General features: G+C 72.2%; 16 protein-coding genes. 3 read left to right on the forward strand and 13 right to left on the reverse strand.

The window, feature by feature from the left end; genetic code table 11:
• Nucleotides 1-76 precede the first annotated feature (76 nt).
• From AB0I91_RS38230 to AB0I91_RS38265, 8 genes are all read right to left on the reverse strand, one after another.
• On the reverse strand, nt 77-2,320 hold the full coding sequence (locus AB0I91_RS38230) for a rhamnogalacturonan lyase family protein (RefSeq protein WP_498781542.1): 2,244 nt from the start codon (nt 2,318-2,320) through the stop codon (nt 77-79).
• Nucleotides 2,321-2,576: 256 nt separating this feature from the next.
• On the reverse strand, nt 2,577-3,761 hold the full coding sequence (rhaI, locus tag AB0I91_RS38235; RefSeq protein ID WP_499616258.1) for an L-rhamnose isomerase: 1,185 nt from the start codon (nt 3,759-3,761) through the stop codon (nt 2,577-2,579).
• Between the two features lie 18 nt (nt 3,762-3,779).
• Complete coding sequence (locus AB0I91_RS38240; RefSeq protein WP_498781544.1) at nt 3,780-4,100, reverse strand: L-rhamnose mutarotase; 321 nt, start codon at nt 4,098-4,100, stop codon at nt 3,780-3,782.
• A gap of 76 nt (nt 4,101-4,176) precedes the next feature.
• Nucleotides 4,177-6,015, reverse strand: a complete 1,839-nt coding sequence (locus tag AB0I91_RS38245; RefSeq protein ID WP_499641222.1) for a DUF6807 family protein — start codon at nt 6,013-6,015, stop codon at nt 4,177-4,179.
• Nucleotides 6,012-6,548, reverse strand: coding sequence for a hypothetical protein (locus AB0I91_RS38250; RefSeq protein ID WP_498781546.1), 537 nt, complete (start codon nt 6,546-6,548; stop codon nt 6,012-6,014). The genes AB0I91_RS38245 and AB0I91_RS38250 overlap by 4 nt, the downstream gene beginning before the upstream one ends.
• The gene (locus tag AB0I91_RS38255) at nt 6,545-7,378 is read right to left on the reverse strand and encodes a carbohydrate ABC transporter permease (RefSeq protein WP_498781547.1); all 834 of its coding nucleotides are present in this window, start codon (nt 7,376-7,378) and stop codon (nt 6,545-6,547) included. Before AB0I91_RS38255 ends, AB0I91_RS38250 begins: the two co-directional genes overlap by 4 nt.
• A complete protein-coding gene (locus tag AB0I91_RS38260) occupies nt 7,375-8,346 on the reverse strand; it encodes a carbohydrate ABC transporter permease (RefSeq protein ID WP_499641224.1) in 972 nt (323 codons plus the stop codon). Before AB0I91_RS38260 ends, AB0I91_RS38255 begins: the two co-directional genes overlap by 4 nt.
• 2 nt (nt 8,347-8,348) lie before the next feature.
• A complete protein-coding gene (locus AB0I91_RS38265; RefSeq protein ID WP_499616267.1) occupies nt 8,349-9,635 on the reverse strand; it encodes an ABC transporter substrate-binding protein in 1,287 nt (428 codons plus the stop codon).
• Nucleotides 9,636-9,815: 180 nt separating this feature from the next.
• Here AB0I91_RS38265 and AB0I91_RS38270 point away from each other — a divergent pair, with 180 nt between their 5' ends.
• Genes AB0I91_RS38270 through AB0I91_RS38280 form a run of 3 tightly spaced genes read left to right on the forward strand, consistent with a single transcriptional unit; the run spans nt 9,816 to nt 13,723 of the window.
• On the forward strand, nt 9,816-12,092 hold the full coding sequence (locus AB0I91_RS38270) for a rhamnogalacturonan lyase (RefSeq protein ID WP_499641226.1): 2,277 nt from the start codon (nt 9,816-9,818) through the stop codon (nt 12,090-12,092).
• A gap of 18 nt (nt 12,093-12,110) precedes the next feature.
• Complete coding sequence (locus AB0I91_RS38275; RefSeq protein WP_499641228.1) at nt 12,111-12,860, forward strand: carbon-nitrogen hydrolase family protein; 750 nt, start codon at nt 12,111-12,113, stop codon at nt 12,858-12,860.
• Nucleotides 12,857-13,723, forward strand: coding sequence for a DUF4231 domain-containing protein (locus tag AB0I91_RS38280; protein ID WP_498781554.1), 867 nt, complete (start codon nt 12,857-12,859; stop codon nt 13,721-13,723). Before AB0I91_RS38275 ends, AB0I91_RS38280 begins: the two co-directional genes overlap by 4 nt.
• A gap of 43 nt (nt 13,724-13,766) precedes the next feature.
• Here AB0I91_RS38280 and AB0I91_RS38285 read toward each other — a convergent pair whose 3' ends face one another.
• The 5 genes from AB0I91_RS38285 to AB0I91_RS38305 form a co-directional block, all read right to left on the reverse strand.
• On the reverse strand, nt 13,767-15,518 hold the full coding sequence (locus AB0I91_RS38285; protein WP_499641230.1) for a pectate lyase: 1,752 nt from the start codon (nt 15,516-15,518) through the stop codon (nt 13,767-13,769).
• Between the two features lie 118 nt (nt 15,519-15,636).
• Nucleotides 15,637-16,347, reverse strand: a complete 711-nt coding sequence (locus AB0I91_RS38290) for a response regulator (protein ID WP_498781557.1) — start codon at nt 16,345-16,347, stop codon at nt 15,637-15,639.
• On the reverse strand, nt 16,340-17,530 hold the full coding sequence (locus tag AB0I91_RS38295) for a sensor histidine kinase (RefSeq protein WP_499641232.1): 1,191 nt from the start codon (nt 17,528-17,530) through the stop codon (nt 16,340-16,342). The genes AB0I91_RS38290 and AB0I91_RS38295 overlap by 8 nt, the downstream gene beginning before the upstream one ends.
• Nucleotides 17,530-18,102, reverse strand: a complete 573-nt coding sequence (locus tag AB0I91_RS38300) for a hypothetical protein (protein ID WP_498781559.1) — start codon at nt 18,100-18,102, stop codon at nt 17,530-17,532. Before AB0I91_RS38300 ends, AB0I91_RS38295 begins: the two co-directional genes overlap by 1 nt.
• A 124-nt stretch (nt 18,103-18,226) precedes the next feature.
• Nucleotides 18,227-18,532 (reverse strand): hypothetical protein, encoded by a 306-nt coding sequence (locus tag AB0I91_RS38305; protein ID WP_499641234.1) that lies wholly within the window; start codon nt 18,530-18,532, stop codon nt 18,227-18,229.
• Between the last annotated feature and the right edge of the window lie 24 nt (nt 18,533-18,556).

The raw sequence follows: 18,556 nt of genomic DNA on the forward strand, positions 1-18,556 counted from the left end.
TCCACACCCGGAAATGCCGGTGGCCTACCCCGAGTGAGGTAGGCCACGGCAGTGGAGCGTGATCAGCGGGGAGTCGTCAGCCGGCGTAGTGCACGTCCGGCCACGGCGGGGTGACCATGCCGTTCCCGATGTGGAAGCTCGGGTGCGGCGGCTGGTTGTAGGCCGTGTTCTGCCACGCGATGGCGACGCGGTACATGGTGTCGTGCATCAGCGTGGGGATGCGGCGGTCCGTCTGGTTGGGCGTCGAGTAGATCCGCAGCGCCGAGTTGTCCGAGGTGCGCCAGACGACCTCCTCGCGCCAGTCGCCGAACAGGTCGGCGCTCAGCGCGGGCGTGGCCTTGGTGCCGTTGTTCGAGGCCACGCCGGAACCGGTGAGCAGGCGGGTGTCGCCGCCGGTGCCGTACTTGTCGATCCTGGTCTGGTCGAGCAGTTCGCGGGACGGGTCGCCGTCCCACCAGATCACGAAGTTCGCCGACGACGGCTTGCGGCCGACGTTCGTGCCGCTCGGGCTGCGCAGGCTGCCGTCGGCGTTGGACCACGACTCCGCGCCGGGGCTGCCCGGGTGGATGTCCGCGGACACGCCGCGGCCGTTGTCGCTGCCCGAGGCGGTGGTCCACCTCCGCTCGCCGGTGCGGGCGTCGGCGAACCACGAACCCGGCTTCGACGAGTCCTCGGAGACCTTGAAGTACTCCAGGCCCGGTCGGGACGGGTCGAGGTCGCCCACGTGCCCGGCGTCACCGTGGCCGAGGCCCGTGGTCCACAGGCCGCGCCCGGTGTCGTCGATGGTGGCCGCGCCGTAGACGATCTCGTCGCGGCCGTCGGCGTCCACGTCGGCGATGCTCAGCGAGTGGTTGCCCTGACCCGCGTACCCCGACTGGTTGTTGGAGTCGAACGTCCACCGCTTGGTCAGCGCGCCGTTGCGGAAGTCCCAGGCCGCGATCACCGCACGCGTGTAGTAGCCGCGCGCCATGATCAACGACGGTCGCGCGCCGTCCAGGTAGGCGGTGCCGGCCAGGAACCGGTCGACCCGGTTGCCGTACGTGTCGCCCCAGGAGCCGACGTTGCCGCGCGGCGGGTCGTAGTTCACCGTCGACATCGCCGCGCCGGTCTGACCGTTGAACATGGTCAGGAACTCCGGCCCGCTCAGGATGTAGCCCGACGAGTTGCGGTAGTCGGCGCTCGCGCTGCCGATCACCGTGCCCCGGCCGTCCCGCGTGCCGTCCGCGGTCTTCATCGCGACCTCGGCCTTGCCGTCGCCGTCGTAGTCGTAGACCTGGAACTGGGTGTAGTGCGCGCCCGCCCGGATGTTGCGCCCGAGGTCGATGCGCCACAACCGCGTGCCCTGCAGGGTGTAGGCGTCGATGAAGACGTTGCCGGTGACGCCCGACTGCGAGTTGTCCTTCGCGTTGTCCGGGTCCCACTTCAGCACGAACTCGTAGTCACCGTCGCCGTCCAGGTCGCCCACGCTCGCGTCGTTGGCGACGTAGCCGGAGCCCGGCGACTGGATCGGCACGTCCCGGTAGCCGGCACCGAACCCGAGCGACGCCGGTGACGCGGCCTGCTCGGTCCCGTTCACCACCGCGCGGACGGTGTAGGAGGAGTCCGCCGCCGCGCCGCTGTCCAGGTAGTTGGTGGACGCGGTGATGGGCGAGGCGTTGACCTTCGTCGCACCCCGGTACACGTTGAACGCCACGTTCTGCGGGTCGCCCCCGAGCAGGCGCCAGCTGACCAGGTTGCCGCTGCCGGACCGCACGCTGATCACGCCGCGGTCCAGGCGCTCGACCTGCTTGCGGCCGGTCGGGTCCGACGGTCCCGGCCCGGGGGTCGTCGTGGTCGTGGTTGTGGTGGTGGTCGTCGTGGTGCTTGTCGTGGTCGACGTGGTGGTCGTGGTGGTGGGGTCGACACCGCCCGTGCACGTGGTGCCGTTGAGCGTGAACGTCGTCGGCACGCCGACCACGTCGCCGGTCATCGAGCCGTTGAAGCCGAACGACGCCGTGCCCCCGGTCGGGATCGACCGGTTCCAGTCCACGTTGGTCGCCGTCACGCTCGCGCCGGAGGCGGCGAACGTCGCGTTCCACCCCTGGCCGAAGCGCTCCGAGCCGGGGAACGACCAGGCCAGCGTCCACCCGTCGACCGGGTCGCCCAGGTTCTTGATCGTGACGTTCGCGGAGAACCCGCCCTGCCACTTGTTCTGCACCACGTAGTCGACCCCGCAGCCGGGGGCTGCCGAAGCCACGCCGGCGACCAGCAGGCCTCCGGTCAGTGCGCTGATCGCCGTGACGGCGGCGATCGCCCGCACTCTGAACGAGTTGGTGAGCACCGTTGCTCCTTCGTCGCTGTGTCTGGGAGCGCTCCCAGGTGTGACCCGGGCAACGCCCCTCGCCCGGCACATGACAACACCTCCACCGAGCCGCCGTCAAGTGATGAAACGATTCACGCCCACCCGTCCCAACTGGTCCGAACGGGCCGGCCCACCTGCCCAGAGCAGCTCTGAAAAGGTTCAACAACCGCCGCTCACCAGGCGCGACGAGCAGCACCACGTGCAGGGGGAAGGGCGTCAGCGACCGGACCCGCGTTCACGCACCCCAGCCCGCCTGCTCCCCGCCGACCCGCTCGGCCACGATCCGCTCGCCGTAGCCGGACCGGGCGTAGGCCGCCATCGGGTCCGGGTCCAGCCCCAGGTCCTCGCGCACCGACGCCACCAGCGGCCGGACGTCGGTGTTGTAGGCGTCCATCAGCACGGCGTTCGCGCCGAGCACGTCACCGGCCCGCTGCGCCGCGGCCAGCGCGTCCCGGTCGACCAGCAGCGCCTTGGCGGTGGCCTCCTGCACGTTCATCACCGACCGGATCTGGCCGGGGATCTTCGGCTCGATGTTGTGGCACTGGTCGAGCATGAACGCCACCCCGGACCCGACCGCGAGGGCACCGCCGCGCACCACCTCGAACATGATCCGGAACAGCTGGAACGGGTCCGCCGAGCCGACCATCAGGTCGTCGTCGGCGTAGAAGCGGGAGTTGAAGTCGAACCCGCCGAGCTTGCCCGCGCGCAGCAGCACCGCGACGATGAACTCGATGTTGGTGCCCGGCGCGTGGTGGCCGGTGTCGACCACGACCTGCGCCCGCTCGCCCAGTTCCAGGCAGTGCGCGTACGCCGTGCCCCAGTCCGGCACGTCGGTGGTGTAGAAGGCGGGCTCGAACAGCTTGTACTCCAACAGGATCCGCTGGTGCGGCCCGATCCGCCCGTACGTCTCCCGCAGCGCCTCGGCGAGCCGGTCCTGGCGGGCCCGGATGTCGTCCTGGCCGGGGTAGTTGGTGCCGTCGGCGAACCACAGCTTCAGGTCGCGCGACCCCGTGGCGTCCATGATGTCGACGCACCGCATCAGGTGGTCGAGCGCCTTGCGGCGGACGGCCGGGTCGGGCGAGCACACGCTGCCGAGCACGTACGCGTCGTCCTGGAAGACGTTGGCGTTGATCGTGCCGATCGACACGCCGTGGCCGCGGGCGAACCCGGCCAGCTCGTCGTAGTCGTCCACCGCGTCCCACGGGATGTGCAGCGCGACCGACGGCGCCACGCCGGTGAACCGGTGCACGGTGGCCGCGTCGGCGACCTTCTCGTGCGGCGTGCGCGGCACCCCGCGCTGGGCGAACACCTTGAACCGGGTGCCGGAGTTGCCGAACGCCCAGGACGGCAGCTCGATCCGCTGCCCGGCCAAGGCCTCCCGCGCGGCGCCCGTTCCGGGTGCTCCTGTGGTGGTGTCCACGTCGGACTCCTTACCTGCTCAGTCGAGGTGGAAGACCTCGGTCAAGGGCCTCATGGCCTCGTCGGGGTGCCCGCCGTCCAGCGCGGTGAAGAACTCGGCCATCTCGGCCTGCCACCGGTCGTTCACCTCGCGGTCGCGCATGCCCCGCTGGGCGGCGTCCCAGTCCGGGGTCTCCAGGTAGCCGACGAGCAGACCGTCGTCGGCCAGGAAGAGGCTGTAGTTGCCCCAACCGGTCTCCCGCAACGCCTCCCGCATCTCCGGCCACACCTCGCGGTGCCGCTCCCGGTACTCCTCCATCCGCTCCGGGCGCACCCGGAGCAGGAAGCAGACACGTCGCACGCCGACCTCCGAGACTGAAACGTTTCACAAGTACGCTATTGTTGCGGCACAAGGCTTGTCAATGGTCTGGACGAATTCACGGTGGCCGCACGCCGTCGTAGAACGCCACCCGCACGGTGATCTCCCGTTCCTGCCCCGGTCCGAGCACCACCGGCCGGTCCCAGGCGAGCGCCGAGCCGATGCCCTGGTACTGGCCCACCCGCACGAACCACGGGTCGGTCGGACCGGACACCACGGCCGTCCACGCCGGTGCTCCCGGGTCCCGCTCGGGATCGCCGACCACGACCGCCAGCCACGGCGAGGTCCGGCCGTTGACCTCCTCCTCGCCCTCGCCGTCGGGGCCGTGGACCCGCACCGACCGCGGGTCGAGGTCGGGCAGCCGCCAGAACCAGCCGCCGTAGCCCGCGCCCTCCCGGCCCTTGCTGCCCGGGCTGTGCAGCACCACGTGGTCCGGCGCGGTCAGCACGCTGGTCCACTCCAGCTCCCAGCCGCCGGCGACGACCCGGCGGCGGACGCGACGGCGTTCGCGCAGCAGGACCGCGCCCGCCGAGTCGCACCAGGCCAGCTCGCCCGGCCCGGTCTCCTCGACCCGGCCGAGCTCGCCCGGCACGTACCCCTGGCCGGGCACGTAGTTGCGCCCGCCCCACAGGTTGACCCCGTTGACGTCGGGCAGCGCGAGGCCGATCCCCCGGTGCCACGGGTGGTCGTCCGGGTGCTCGCCGGTGACCACGACCCCGCCGAGCGTGCGCACCGGGTGCAGCGCCGGCCGCGGCACGACCAGGGGCAGCCGCACGCCGTCCCAGCCGTACCGGGCGACACCGCCCAGCGGCGACCACGGCACCTCCAGCTCGGCGAACGTGCGCAGGTGCTCGGCGGCCTTGGCCACCACGTGGTCCACGCCGTCGACGTCCACCCGCTTGCCGTTGCGGCGCAACCACGCGGGGTCGATCGGCACGGGGTCCGGCGCGGTCCGGACGGCCTCCAGCACGCGCATGAACGCGCCGGTCGCGGCCAGCGGCGCCTGCAGCGGCACGTCCGGGTCCGCCAGGTGGTCCAGCAGGTTGCGCAGCGGCGAGTCGTGCCGGTGGCGCTCCTCGATGCCGTCGATCACCAGCCGGTGCTCGGTGTAGTGCAGCTCGGCGCGGCGGCGGCTGCCGTGCACGACGAGCACCGGTTCCCGGACCACCTCGGCGCACAGCGTCACCGCGACCACGACGACCGTGCCGTTGTGGGTGCGCAGCCGCAGGCACGAGGTGTCGTCGGCTTCGATGTCACGGGCGCGCAGCAGCTCCAGCTCGATATCGTGCACGTCGTCCACGCCCGTGCTGCCGTCCAGCGCCAACGCGGTCGCGATGCCGTGCGCGAACGGGTTGGTCAGCGCGCCGTCCACCACCGGCACGCCGTCGAGCGCGCGTCGGCCCGCCCACGGCGCGCGGGTGTAGTAGCTGTCGTCGCGCGACCAGGTGCCGCGCACGCCGATGCCCCGGATCTCGCCCAGCGCGCCGGAGCGCATCAGCCCGGCCAGCCGGTGCACAGCGTGCGAGCCGAGGCTCTGGAACCCGACCTGGACCAGGCGGTCCCCGGACCGGTCGACCAGGTCCCGCCAGTCGGCCAGCGTGGGCGTGGGCGGCTTCTCCAGCACGAGGTGCGCACCGGCGGCCAGCACCTGCCGCGCCAACCGCACGTGCGTGTGCATGGGGGTGGACACGATGCCGATGTCCGCGTCACGCATCAGCTCCGCCAGGTCGGCGGCCACCGGCCGGTCGCCGACGAGCCGGCGCGCCTCGGCATCGAGCGGGTCCACCTCGCACACGCCGGTGAGCCGCACCCGTCCCTCGGCCTCCAGCGCGGCGATCTCGCGCAGGTACAGCCGCCCGTAGCCGGCCGCGCCGGCGAGCACCACCCGGGGCGTCACCGGCGCTCCACCGCGACCGCGGCGAACACCAGCAGGCCGGGCACGACGACGGCGAACGCGGGCGCCTGCGCGACCACCAGCCCGGTCACGGCCAGCGCGACCACCAGGTAGGCGTAGCCGCCCCAGTCACGCGACGGTTCGGCCATCAGCACGGCCCACCGGTCGCCCGGGTTCCACCGGGCCGCCGTCCGCAGCAGCACCAGCACCACCGCGGCCAGCGCCGACCCGATCACCGGACCCAGCACGTTCGCGCCCGGCAGCCCGCCCATCAACGCCAGCACGTCCAGCGCGCCGACCACCAGCACCCCGAGCGGGACGGCGACCGCGAACGGGTCGCGCACCGCCCGCCCCAGCAGCACGGCGAACCGCCGCGCGGTCGGCGTGCGGCCGTCGTCCACCAGCTCGCGCAGCAGCACCGCGCCCGCCGCCGCGGCGGGCAGCGCGGTCACCACCGGCAGCGCCGCGACGGTCACCAGCACCCCGATCAGCAGCACCTCGGCCACCAGCGCCAACGGGCGCGCCCAGGCACTCACCCCTTGAGCCCGGAGGTCGCCACGCCGTCCACCAGGAACCGCTGGAAGGCCAGGAAGAACAGGCCGATCGGCAGCAGCGCGAGCACCGACATGGCGAACATCGGGCCGAACGCGGACTGGGTGGCCTGGTCGATGAACAGCTGGAGCGCCAGCGGCAGGGTGAACTTCTCCGCGTCGTTGAGGTAGATCAGCTGCGAGAAGAAGTCGTTCCACGTCCAGATGAACGTGAAGATCGCCGTGGTGATCAGCGCCGGCCGCAGCAGCGGCAGGATCACGTGCCGGAACACGCCCACCGGGCCGCAGCCGTCCAGCGTCGCGGCCTCGTCCAGCTCGCGCGGCAGGCCGCGGATGAACTGCACCATCAGGAAGATGAAGAACGCGTCCGTGGCGAGGAACTTCGGCAGCACCAGCGGCCAGAACGTGTTCACCATGTCCATCTGCTGGAAGATGACGTACTGCGGGATGAGCACCACGTGCTGCGGCAGCATGATCGTGATCATCATGAACCCGAACATCGGGCCGCGACCGCGGAAGTGCAGCCGCCCGAACGCGTAGGCGGCGAGCGAGCACGACAGCACGTTGCCGACCACCGCGCCGACCGAGATCACCAGCGAGTTCCAGAAGTAGTGCAGCACGCCGAACTCGCCGACGCCGTCGAACACCTCGGCGTAGTTGTCGCCGGTGGGCTCGCGCGGCAGCAGGGCGAGCGTGGAGATCACCTCCGTCGCGGGCTTGAACGACGTGGAGACCAGCCAGACCACCGGGTAGAGCAGCACCAGCAGCACGGCCACCACGAGCCCGTGCCACCCGAGGCGTTTCGTAAGCGTCACCGGTTCTCCCCCGCGTAGAACACCCAGCGCCGGGCGCTGCGGAACACCAGGGCGGTCAGCACCGCGACCACCACGAGCAGCACCCAGGCCATCGCGGAGGCGTAACCCATCCGGAAGTCGGTGAACCCGCGCTGGTACAGGTACAGCGGGTAGAGCAGGGTGGAGTCGCTGGGACCGCCCCGCCCGCCGCTGACCACGAACGCGCCGGTGAACGCCTGGAACGCGCGGATGGTCTCCAGCACCAGGTTGAACAGGATCACCGGGGACAGCATGGGCAGCGTGACGCCGAGGAACCGGCGCGCCGGTCCCGCGCCGTCGATCGCCGCGGCCTCGTAGAGCTCCTTGGGCACCTGCTTGAGGCCCGCCAGGAAGATCACCATCGGCGCGCCGAACTGCCACGCGGCCAGCGCGACGAGCGTGAGCAGCGCGTACTGGGGCTGGTCGACCCAGCCACCGGTGTCGAGGCCGACCGAGGACAGGACCCCGTCGACGGTGCCGTCGGTGGAGAACAGCGCCCGCCAGGCCAGCGCCACGCTGACGCTCGCGCCGAGCAGCGACGGCGCGTAGAACGCCGAGCGGTACAGCCCGACGCCCCGGCGGGGCCGGTTGAGCAGCAGCGCCACCGCGAGGGCGAGGCCGAGCTTGAGCGGCACCGAGATCAGCACGTACTCGGTGGTCACCCACGCGGCGTGCCAGAACCGCTCGTCGCCGGTGAACATCGTGACGTAGTTGTCCAGGCCGATCCAGTTCGGCGCGGTGAACAGGTCGTAGTCGGTGAACGACAGGTACAGCGAGGCGACCATCGGGCCGATGGTCAGCAGCGCGGCGCCGACGATCCACGGCGACAGGAACAGGTAGGCCACGCCCTGGCCCCGCCGCCTGCCGCGCGCGGCGGACGTCGGCGGCGGGCCGTCCAGGACCGGGGGCTCGGTGGCGCCCGACGTGCCGGTGAGCACGGACTGGGTCATGCTCAGGACCCCAGCGACTGCTCGGCGTCCTGCACCACGCGCTTGGCGGCGTCCGCGGCGCTCACCCGGTTGAAGATCACGTCGTCGTAGGTGCGCTGGAAGTCCCGCTTGATGGCCGAGGAGCCGGTGGGCCAGGCGCCGAACGCCGGGCCGATCTTGTCCTGCTGGGCGGCCTCGTAGTCGCACACGGCCTTGCTGCCGCCCTCGGCCGACGAGCACACCTGCGCGCGGATCTCCTCGTTCGGCGGCACGCCGCGCGACGCGCCGAGCAGCTTGCCCGCCTCGGGGTCGTTGAGCAGGAAGTCGAGCAGCTTCACCGCCGCGGCCTTGTGCTTGGACCGCTGGGACACCGCGAACGACACCGGCGGCATGGCCGCCATGCCGCTCTCCGCCACGTCGCTGGGCAGCGGCGCGAGCGCGAGGTTCGGCCCGAACGCGCCGAAGTAGCCGGTGACGGCCGAGTCGTAGCCGATCTCGGAGGCGGCCTGCTTGGTCACGATGCCGGAGTTCTGCACCGAGCCGTCCATCTTCGTCGTCACCTCGGCCGGCGAGACGCCCTTGCCCGCCCGCATCGTGCCGATCACCTCCCAGTACTCGGCCAGCTCGTCGGCGGTGAAACCGAGCTTGCCGTCGGCGGTGTAGAGCGACTTGCCGTGCTGGTGCAGCCACACCTCGAACCAGTCGACGGCCCAGCCGAAGTCGGTGGTGCCCGCGACCTGCCCGGCCGCGCCGACCTTCGCCATCGCCTCGGCGAACTGCGCCCAGGTCCACTTCTCCCCCGGCGCGGTCGGCACCCGGACGCCCGCGGCCTCGAAGTGCGAGGGGTCGAAGATCAGCATCTGGGTGGTCGCGCCGCCCGCCACGGCGTACTGCCTGCCGTCGACCTTGCCGCCCTCCAGCAGGTTCGGCGGGATCTTGTCGAGCCGGAGCTCCTTGCCGGTGTACTCGGCGAGGTCGGCCAGCACGTTGCGGCCCGCGTACTCGCCGACCGTGGCCCGGTCCAGCTGCAGCAGGTCCGGTCCCGCGCCGCCCGCGACCTGGGTGGACAGCTTCTGGAAGTACGCGTCGTAGCCGCTGTACTCGGTCTCGACCTTGATGTCCGGGTTGCGCCGCTGGAACTCGTCGACCGCCGCCCTGGTGACCTTGGCGCGGTCCTCGTTGCCCCACCAGACGAACCGCAGCGTCACCGGGCCGTCGGCCGACTCGGCGCCGCAGCCCGACAGCGCGGTGGTCAGCGACAACAGCCCGACCAGCAGGCCCCCCGCGCCGCGGCGAGACATTCGTCCCATCACCCTCACCCTTCGATTGAATCGGTTCAACCAAGCTAGGTGAGCCCCATCATGGCGTCAAGACTGATTTTTCAGCGCTGCAACGCCCGCGAACCCAGGTCTTGCCTTTCTCGTTGAAACGGTTCATCGTGTGGCGGCGTCACGCACCCCGCGCAACGTCGCGCCCTTGGGAGGCCGCAGATGACCCGCGTCAGAGCCCTGCCCGCCGTGCTGGCGGCCCTAGCGCTAGTCCTGAGCACGTCCGCCGTCCACTCCCCCGCCTCGGCCACGCCCGACGGCCCGCGGCTCGAACGCCTCGACCGCGGCCTGGTCGCCGCGCGCACCGCCGGCGGGGTGTTCCTGAGCTGGCGGCTGCTGCGCCACGAGGTCACCGGCCACACCGCCACCGGCCTGGCCGGTCCGGCGTTCGCGGTCTACCGCGACGGCCGCCGCATCGCCACCGTCACCGACAGCACCAACTACCTCGACGCCGAGGGCGGCGGCTCGGAGTACCGGGTGGCGCCGGTGGTCCGCGGTCGGCAGGGCGAGGCGAGCGACCCCGTGTCGCCGTGGGCGGGCGGGTCCTACGACCTGCCGCTGCGCAAGCCCGCCGACGGCGTGACCCCGGCCGGTGAGGCCTACACGTACTCGGCCAACGACGTCAGCGTCGGCGACGTGGACGGCGACGGCGGCTACGAGTACGTGGTGAAGTGGGACCCGTCGAACAGCAAGGACGTCTCGCAGGTCGGCTACACCGGGCCGACCTACGTCGACACCTACCGGTTCGACGGCACGTTGCTGCACCGCGTGGACCTGGGCGTGAACATCCGCTCCGGCGCGCACTACACGCAGTTCCTGGTCTACGACTTCGACGGCGACGGCCGTTCGGAGATGATGATGAAGACCGCGCCGGGAACGAAGGTGACGACGTACGACCGGCGCGGCAACGCGGTCTCGGAGCGGTACGTGACGATGCCGCGCGAGGACGTGCGCGCGGGCTACTCGCACAGCGACGACTACCGGCTCAGCGCCGCGGGCTACTACGAGCACGTGGTGGAGATGTTCAAGGGCTGGCACGCGCATCCCGAGGTGGTGGCCGGGCGCTGGCCCGCCACCCTGGAGGAGGCGTTCGGCATCCCGGTCCGGCACGCCTACCCGTTGTCCGACGCGGACGCGCGGTCGCTGGCCGACCACTTCGTCGACGTGTACGCGCCGGGCCGCAGCACCCGCAACAACCTCCGGGCGTTCGCCGGGTTCGTCGTCGACGGCCCGGAGTACCTGACCGTGTTCGACGGCAAGTCCGGCCGCGAGCTGGAGACCGTGCGCTACGAGCCGGGTCGGCACGACGACGGGCTCATGTGGGGCGACTACGCGTACTCCCGCATCGAGCCGGGCAACCGGGTGGACCGGTTCCTCGCCGGGGTGGCCTACCTGGACGGCAAGCGCCCGTCGGCGGTGTTCGCGCGTGGCTACTACACGCGCACGACGCTGGTGGCGTACCGGTGGAACGGCCGCAAGCTGGTCAAGGACTGGTTCATCGACAGCGGTTGGGTGCCGATGACCAACCCGTTCAACTTCCCGGCGCACGGCAAGGACGGCACGTCGCCGGAGCACGGCGGCCTCACCACGCAGGGCGCGCACTCGTTGAGCGCGGCGGACGTGGACGGCGACGGCAAGCAGGAGATCGTCTACGGGGCGTCCACCGTCGACCACGACGGCAAGGTGCTCTACCACTCCGCGGACGTGATGCCGCCGGGCAGCGCGAACCCCGGCGCGGTGGCGCGGCTCGGGCACGGCGACGCGCTGCACGTGACCGACGTCGACCCGGCCCGGCCGGGGATGGAGATCTACATGGTGCACGAGGGCGGGACCTCGGCGCCTTACGGCTACGCGCTGCGCGACGCGGCCACGGGCGAGGTGATCTACGGCGGCTACACCGGCCGGGACACCGGGCGCGGCATGGTCGGTGACGTGCTCCCGGACGAGCCGGGGCTGGAGACGTGGGCGTCGCTGCCGGGCGGCACGGACGCGGCCGGGCTGTGGTCGGCCGACGGGCGTCCGCTGTCGACGGCGATCCCCGGCACGAACGCGAGCATCCGCTGGGCGGCGGACCTGACCACGCAGGTCGTGGACGGCGCGCTGGACGTCACGCCGACGATCAAGGACTGGCGGCGCGGCACCCTGCTGACCGCCGAGGGCACGCGGACCAACAACCACACAAAGGGCAACCCGTCCCTGGTCGCGGACGTGCTGGGCGACTGGCGCGAGGAGCTGGTGGTGCGCACGGCGGACAGCTCGGCGCTGCGGGTCTACGTGAGCACGGAGGTCACCGGCCACAAGCTCTACACGCTGATGCACGACCCGCAGTACCGGGTCGACGTGGCCAGGCAGCAGACCGCCTACAACCAGCCCGCCTACACCGGCTTCTACCTGGCCTCCGACGTCGATTGGGCGAAGGTGCCGCGGCCGGGTCGGTGAGGTCGTTAGGGTCGTCGGGTGATCACGATCGCCGTCGTCCAGCCGCGTTGCGCCCCTTACGACGTGACCGCCAACGTGGCGGCCCACGCGGAGGCGGTGCGCGCGGCTGGGGCGCGGGTGGTGGTGTTCCCGGAGCTGTCGTTGACGGGTTACCACCTCGACGCGCCGGTGGTGCCGTTCGACCTGGTGGAGCCGTTGGTGCGGGCGTGCGCCGAGACGGGGACCGTGGCGTTCGCGGGCGCGCCGGTCGGCGGGTCGTTCGGCGGGGCGGGCGGCACGTGGGCCGGCGGGCCCGTCGGCGGGCCGAACATCGGCGTGCTGGAGGTGTCCGCCGCCGGGGTGCGGGTGGCGTACCGGAAGATGTGGCTGGGCGGTCGGGAGTCGGTGCGCTTCCGCCCCGGTGACGCGCCCGCGGTCGTCGAGGTGGACGGGGTGCGGCTCGGGTTGGCGGTGTGCAAGGACACCGGCGTGCGGCGGCACGCGGCGGACACGGTGGCGTTGGGCGTGGACGTGTACGTGGCCGGTGTGCTGGAGCACGCCTGGGATTCACGGGTGGTGCAAGAGCGGGCGCGGCGGATCGCGGTCGGGCACGACGTGTGGGTGGCGATCGCGAGCTTCGCGGGCTCGACGGGTGAAGGGTACGAGTCGGCGGCGGGTCGTTCCGGGGTGTGGGAGCCGTCCGGTGGGATGATCGCCGCCGCCGGCACCGGGGTGGACGCCGTGGTGCGGGCGGTGATCCCGGGCCGCGTCACGGATGGAGGGCCATGACCGATGCCGACCTACCCGGCTTCTTCCACGACGCCGAGCGCACGTCGCGGCGCGGGCAGCGGCTGACGCTGACGTGGAGCCGGACCCGCCTGGTCAGCGCGGTCGTGGCGGCCGTCGGCGGCGCGTTGGAGTGGGAGCGCCAGACCGCCGTCCACCCGTGGGGGCTGTTGGCGCTGGTGGCGTTCTCGGTGGCGTTGGTGGTGGAGATCCTGCTGTGGACGCAGCAGCCGGAGCGCGATTGGTACGCCGGGCGCGCGGTCGCCGAGTCGATCAAGACGCTGTCCTGGCGGTACGCCGTGGCCGGTGCGCCGTTCTCGGCCGACGTGGCGCGGCCGAGGGCGTTGTTCCAGGAACGGGTGGGCGAGGTGGTCGCGCAGAGCGAGCAGCGGCTGCCGCTGGACAGCGACGACCCGTCGGCCACGTCCGCGATGACGGCGTTGCGGGAGGCGCCGTTCGAGCGGCGGCGGACGGCGTACGTGAAGAACCGGCTCCAGGAGCAGAAGAAGTGGTACACGGCCAAGGCGCAGGCCGACCGCCGGCGGGCGATGCAGTGGCGGATCGCGCTGATCGTCGGCGAGGTGCTCGCCATCGTGCTCGCGGGTGGCCGCGCGTTCGGCGTGTGGGACGTCGACGCCTCCGGCATCCTCGCCGCGGCCGTCGCCAGTGGCGCGGCGTGGCTCGCGACGCGGCGGCACTCGTCGCAGGCGACCGGGTACTCGCTGGCGGCGCGCGAACTGGTGCTGGTGCGGGCGAAGTTGCTGGACGCGGACGAGGCGTCGTGGGCCGAGGCGGTGGCGGAGGCCGAGGAGGCGATCAGCCGGGAGCACCAGCTGTGGTTGGCGTCGCGTCCGGTGGAGAGTTGAGCACGCCGGGAGGTCACCACCGACGCGGACGCCGGTGCTCCGGTCAGCGGGCGAGCCAGGACAGGAGCTTCCCGGAGTTGGCCACGTACGCCGCGGTGCTGATGACCAGCGGGCGCTCGGTGGGCGTGTACGGGGGTTCGAGTGGCGGGGTGCGCGGGTCGTAGGGCGAGGTGTCGTGGACGTCGCCCACGTGCTTGCTCGTGTACGCGGTGCCGTCGTACGGGTGGGCGGGCGCCGGGCCCCGGTAGGGGTTGGTCACGGCGTCGGCCGGGGTGAGCCAGTGGTCCTTGGCGCCCAGGTCGGTGACCAGGGCCTGCACCTGGGCGTCCGTGACGGTGGGAAGTGGTTGGGGCGCATCGAGGAACAGGTCGGTCAGGGCCAGGTCGCGCAGGGAGAAGTAGCGCGGCGGCGGGATGGGCCGGCCGCTGAGCGGGGACCTGGACCTGAGGTCGGCGACCTGCGCCGGGGTGAGCGACCTGAGCTCGTCGTAGGTGGCGCGCAGGGCTTCGGTGTCGACGACCCGGCCGGCGGAGTAGTGGCTGAGCGTCGAACGGTGGTCGTAGTCGTAGTAGTAGGCGCCGTTGCGGACGTTCGAGCCGAAGCGGTGGACGAAGCGGGCGCGGTTCGTGGCCGGTTCGACGAACGTCGGGTGCGTGCGGCCGGCCAGCAGCGGGTTCTCGCCGACCTGCCGGTCGGTGAGGCGGCAGCTGTCCAGCCAGGCGAGGGCTTCCGGCACGCGCGCCAGGTAGCTCTGGTCGCCGGTCAGGCGGAAGTAGTGGAACAGCTGGGTGACGTTGGTCTGCGTGGTGTGGGTGGCCAGCGCCCTCGGCTCGTAGGACCGGGCGCCCGCGGGTGCGCCGGCGGGCCGGCCGGCCGTGGCGCGGGTCAGGTGCTGCAGGCCCCAGCCCGCCTGGGGACCCGGCTGCTGGAGGCGGTGCAGGCAGCGCATGGCGCGGTGGACCGGTTCCAGCAGGTCGCGCCTGCCCAACGTGGACGCGCACAGGAGGAGGAACTTGACGTTCTCGCCCAGCACGTCGTCGTTGAAGGTGACGTGGCCGGTGTAGTCGCCGTCCTCCATGCCGTGGCCGACGTCGTCGGGCAGCCACGGCGGGCGCGTGTCGGGCCACGGTGTGGTCTCGGGCGCGCCGGGGTGGTGCGGGAAGCGTTGGGGCCAGCCGCCGTCCGCGACCCCTCCCCGGAACTGCGCCTTGAGCACGAACCGGATCGCGCGCTCGACCGCCGTGCGGAACCGGTGGTCACGGCGCTCCAGGTACAGCCGCAGCAGCAGTTGGGCTGCGGACGCCGTGCCGCCGTCGTCGAACGTCGCGTTGCCGTGGTGGTGCTGGAACTCCTCCAGCCGCCAGCCGTTCGCGCCGATCGTCGCGTACCAGCGGCGCAGTGACGCTGGGCCGGCGAAGTCGTGGACGTAGTTCCAGCCGCCGACCGGGAGCTGCGCCCGGGCAAGTGCCAGCCCGGTCCGTTCGGCGGCGCGCAGGAACGTCTCGTCGCCGGTGGCGTGGTAGGCGTCGAGCATGCCGTGGCCGACGGACGGCGTGCCGGGTGGCTGGACCCAGCACATGGTGCGGTTGGCCTCCATCTCGCCCCACGTGCGGGACAGGTCGGGCAGGTAGCTCCAGACGTAGCCGCCGCGGTAGGAGAGGCGTTCGTCCAGGAACGTGGCGGCCCGGCGCAGGGCGTCGGCCACGTCGGGGCGCGCGGGAGCGGGGCTGCCCGCCGGCGCGGAGATCGCGGGAGCCGTCACGAGCAGGCCGAACCGACGTCGACTGAAGGCCATCGACCAGCAGTACCGAGGCGGGGGTCGGCCGGTCAACGGTGGATCACAGGTGTGAAATCGAGCAGCCCTCACGTTGCCCACAGTGGGCGTTCGGTCGGCGGGCGCGGTGGGGCGGAGGTCAGCGGGCGCGGTGCGGCGGGCGGTCGTCGGGGTGGACGAGCCCGCACTTGTAGGCCGTGGCGACCGCCTGCGACCGGTCGCGCAGGTCCAGCTTGGTCAGCACCCTGGAGACGTGGGTCTTGACCGTCGCCTCGCTGATCACGAGGTGGGCGGCGATCTCGGCGTTGGGCAGCCCGTGCGCCGCGAGGATCAGCACCTCGGTTTCCCGGAGGGTCAGTCGCGCCAGCTCGGCGGGCACGGGCAGCGCGCAGTCCGGCCGGGACGCGAACTCCGCGAGCAGCCGGCGTGCCACCACGGGGTCGAGCCACGCGTGCCCGGCGGCGACGTGGCGCACGGCTTCGCACAGCGCGCTCGGCGCGGTGTTCTTGAGCAAGAACCCGGAGGCCCCCGCCCGCAGCGCGTCGTGCACGGCCGTGTCGTCGTTGAACGTCGTGAGCATGAGCACGGCGGTGGTGAAGGCCTGATCGACCACGAACTCCTCGGAGACCAGGTGCCGGGTCGCGTACACGCCGTCGCTGCCGGGCATGCGGACGTCCATCACCACGACGTCGGGTCGCGCGGTGCGGGCCAGTTCCACCGCGTCGAACCCGTTGCCGGCCTGGCCGACGACGACCAGGTCCTCCTCGGCGTCGATGAGCATGGCCAGTCCGGCGCGCACGAGCGGCTCGTCGTCGGCGACGAGCACCCGGATCGGCTCGTGGTCACCCACCGAGGCCTCCGGCGGTCGCGGGTGAGCCGACGGCGAGCCGGCCTCCGGTGGGCAGCGTGGCGCGCACCGCGAAGGTCCCGTCGGCTTCGACGCCCGCGGTGAGGCAGCCACCGATCGCCCGCGCCCGTTCCCGCATCCCGAGCACCCCGTGCCCGGTCGCCAGGGCCCGGGAGGGTCGCCCCGCCACGTGGTTGACGACGGCCAGCTCGACGGTCGTGGGCCGCCACTCGACCGTCACGTGGACGGTGGTGCCCGGTCGGGCGTAGCGGGTGGCGTTGGTCAGCGCCTCCTGCACGATCCGGTAACCGCACAGGTCCACCCCCGGTTCCAGCGGGTACTCCTCACCCGTCCGGGTCAGTTCGACCCGCAGGTCGTCGGTCTGCGTGCTCGCCACCAGGTCGTCGAGCCGGCCCAAGCCACCCAGCGACGACGGCCCGCCGGGTGCGCCCCCGAGTTCGGGACGCATGAGGCCCAACATGCGCCGCAGCTCGACTATCGCCTGCTGACCCAACGCGTCCACGTGCCCGAGCGCCTGCCGCGCGCGCTCGGGGTCGGCCCGGATGAACCGCGCCGCTCCCCCGGCCTGCAACAGCATCAGGGTGACCGCGTGCGCGACCACGTCGTGCAGGTCGCGCGCGATCCGCGACCGCTCGTCGGCCACCGCGTCCGCCGCGGCGCGCTCCGCCTCGATCCGGCGCTGCCGCAGGCTCCACCCCACCCACCGGCCGATGCCGAACGCGGCGCCGTTGAACACGACGAGCGCCGAGGTCACACCGATCAGCGCGTCCACCCGGTTCGTGGGCGGTTGTCGGCTGACCGTGTGGACCACGTTGACCGCCGCCGGGACCGCCGCGGCGAACAGGCAGGCGAGCGCGCTCCTCGACTCGCACCGCTGCGCGACCGTGTAGAGGGCCACCCAGACGCCGAGGTTGGGGATGTAGGCGTGGAAGATCAGTGCGGCGGTCACGCTGTGCAGCGCCATGACGCAGAACACCGGGATCGGGTGGCGTCGACGCACGGCCAGCGCGAGGTAGCCGACCGCGGCGTACACGGGTGCGACCCAGGTGCCGAACTCGGCGTCGCGGCCGGGGCTCCAGGACATGAGCAGGTCGAGCCCGCACACGAGCAGCGCGACCACCCCGTCCACCAGGACGACCCGGCCGGGCAGGCGGAGCGCGGCCATCACGACCAACTCCCGACGCAGTCGTCACAGCACTTGAACACGCAGCACCACGAGCCGACCAGCTCACGCGGCGAAGAGAGGCGCTCGTGGACCGAGCCCGCCCGGCGTGCCCGCTCCCAGGAGGCCACCGCACCGAGGACCGGCACCACCTCCCGGTCGAGCAGGTCTCCCGGCACGGCGCCCACCGCGACCAGCGCCCGCCAGATGTCGACCTCGCCGGTCTCCCCGGCGAGGACGGCCTCGAACTCGTCGCGCTCGAACTCGCCGGCGTGCGGTCGGTGGCGCGAGCGGTGCGCCAACCGCAGGATGGCGGCGGCTCCGCCCGGTGCCCCGTCGAGCCCGACGACGTCCGCTCGCCGCACCCGGATTCGCTCCACCACGCCCGGTCCGGCGCGCCGGGCCGAGGCGACGAGCACCTCGAAGTCGACCTCCGGGTCGCGCAACCAGTCGAGCGGCGCGGGTGCGACGACGAGGTCGTTGGTGACCAGGACCGCCCATGACAGGTGCCGGTCGACCGCGTCGCCGGCGGCGATCCGCTGGATCGACACCACTCCGGGACAGGACCAGTCCACGGCTTACCCCTTCCCTGTACCTGATGTGGGCCATGTGGCGGTATGCATTACCCGGTTCAGTCCACATCGATCATTCACCGTAGTTGTCCCATCTCGGAGGGTGAACGTTACGACCGGATTCCCGTCACCTCGCTACTGCCGAGACGGCCGACGCGAGGCCGGCGGGCACGGACCTCAGCTCGGCGGTGACCGCCATCCCCACGGACAACAGCACCAACACGCCGCCGACCGCGAGGCACGGCTTCCTCGACGCCTTGTCGACCCGCGGCATCGATCCGCCCGAAAAGGTGAATCCCCCGCCCACGAGTCCGACCATGAGCAGGACCACGCCCGCACTGCCGATGATTGTCGCTACCGCGATCACGGCGCTCCCTCCCCGAACGACCGATGTGACGACACCAAGGTTGGCCGTCCGGGCGGTCGCGGTCATCGCCTCGGGTATGCGCTTTTCGCC

Source organism: Actinosynnema sp. NPDC049800 (assembly GCF_040656635.1).
GTDB lineage: Bacteria > Actinomycetota > Actinomycetes > Mycobacteriales > Pseudonocardiaceae > Actinosynnema.

Coding starts and splice junctions, on each gene's coding strand:
- AB0I91_RS38260 (WP_499641224.1), bottom strand. CDS start 8,346: ATGACCCAGTCCGTGCTCACCGGCACGTCGGGCGCCACCGAGCCCCCG.
- AB0I91_RS38265 (WP_499616267.1), bottom strand. CDS start 9,635: ATGGGACGAATGTCTCGCCGCGGCGCGGGGGGCCTGCTGGTCGGGCTG.
- AB0I91_RS38270 (WP_499641226.1), top strand. CDS start 9,816: ATGACCCGCGTCAGAGCCCTGCCCGCCGTGCTGGCGGCCCTAGCGCTA.
- AB0I91_RS38280 (WP_498781554.1), top strand. CDS start 12,857: ATGACCGATGCCGACCTACCCGGCTTCTTCCACGACGCCGAGCGCACG.
- AB0I91_RS38285 (WP_499641230.1), bottom strand. CDS start 15,518: ATGGCCTTCAGTCGACGTCGGTTCGGCCTGCTCGTGACGGCTCCCGCG.
- AB0I91_RS38295 (WP_499641232.1), bottom strand. CDS start 17,530: ATGGCCGCGCTCCGCCTGCCCGGCCGGGTCGTCCTGGTGGACGGGGTG.
- AB0I91_RS38305 (WP_499641234.1), bottom strand. CDS start 18,532: ATGACCGCGACCGCCCGGACGGCCAACCTTGGTGTCGTCACATCGGTC.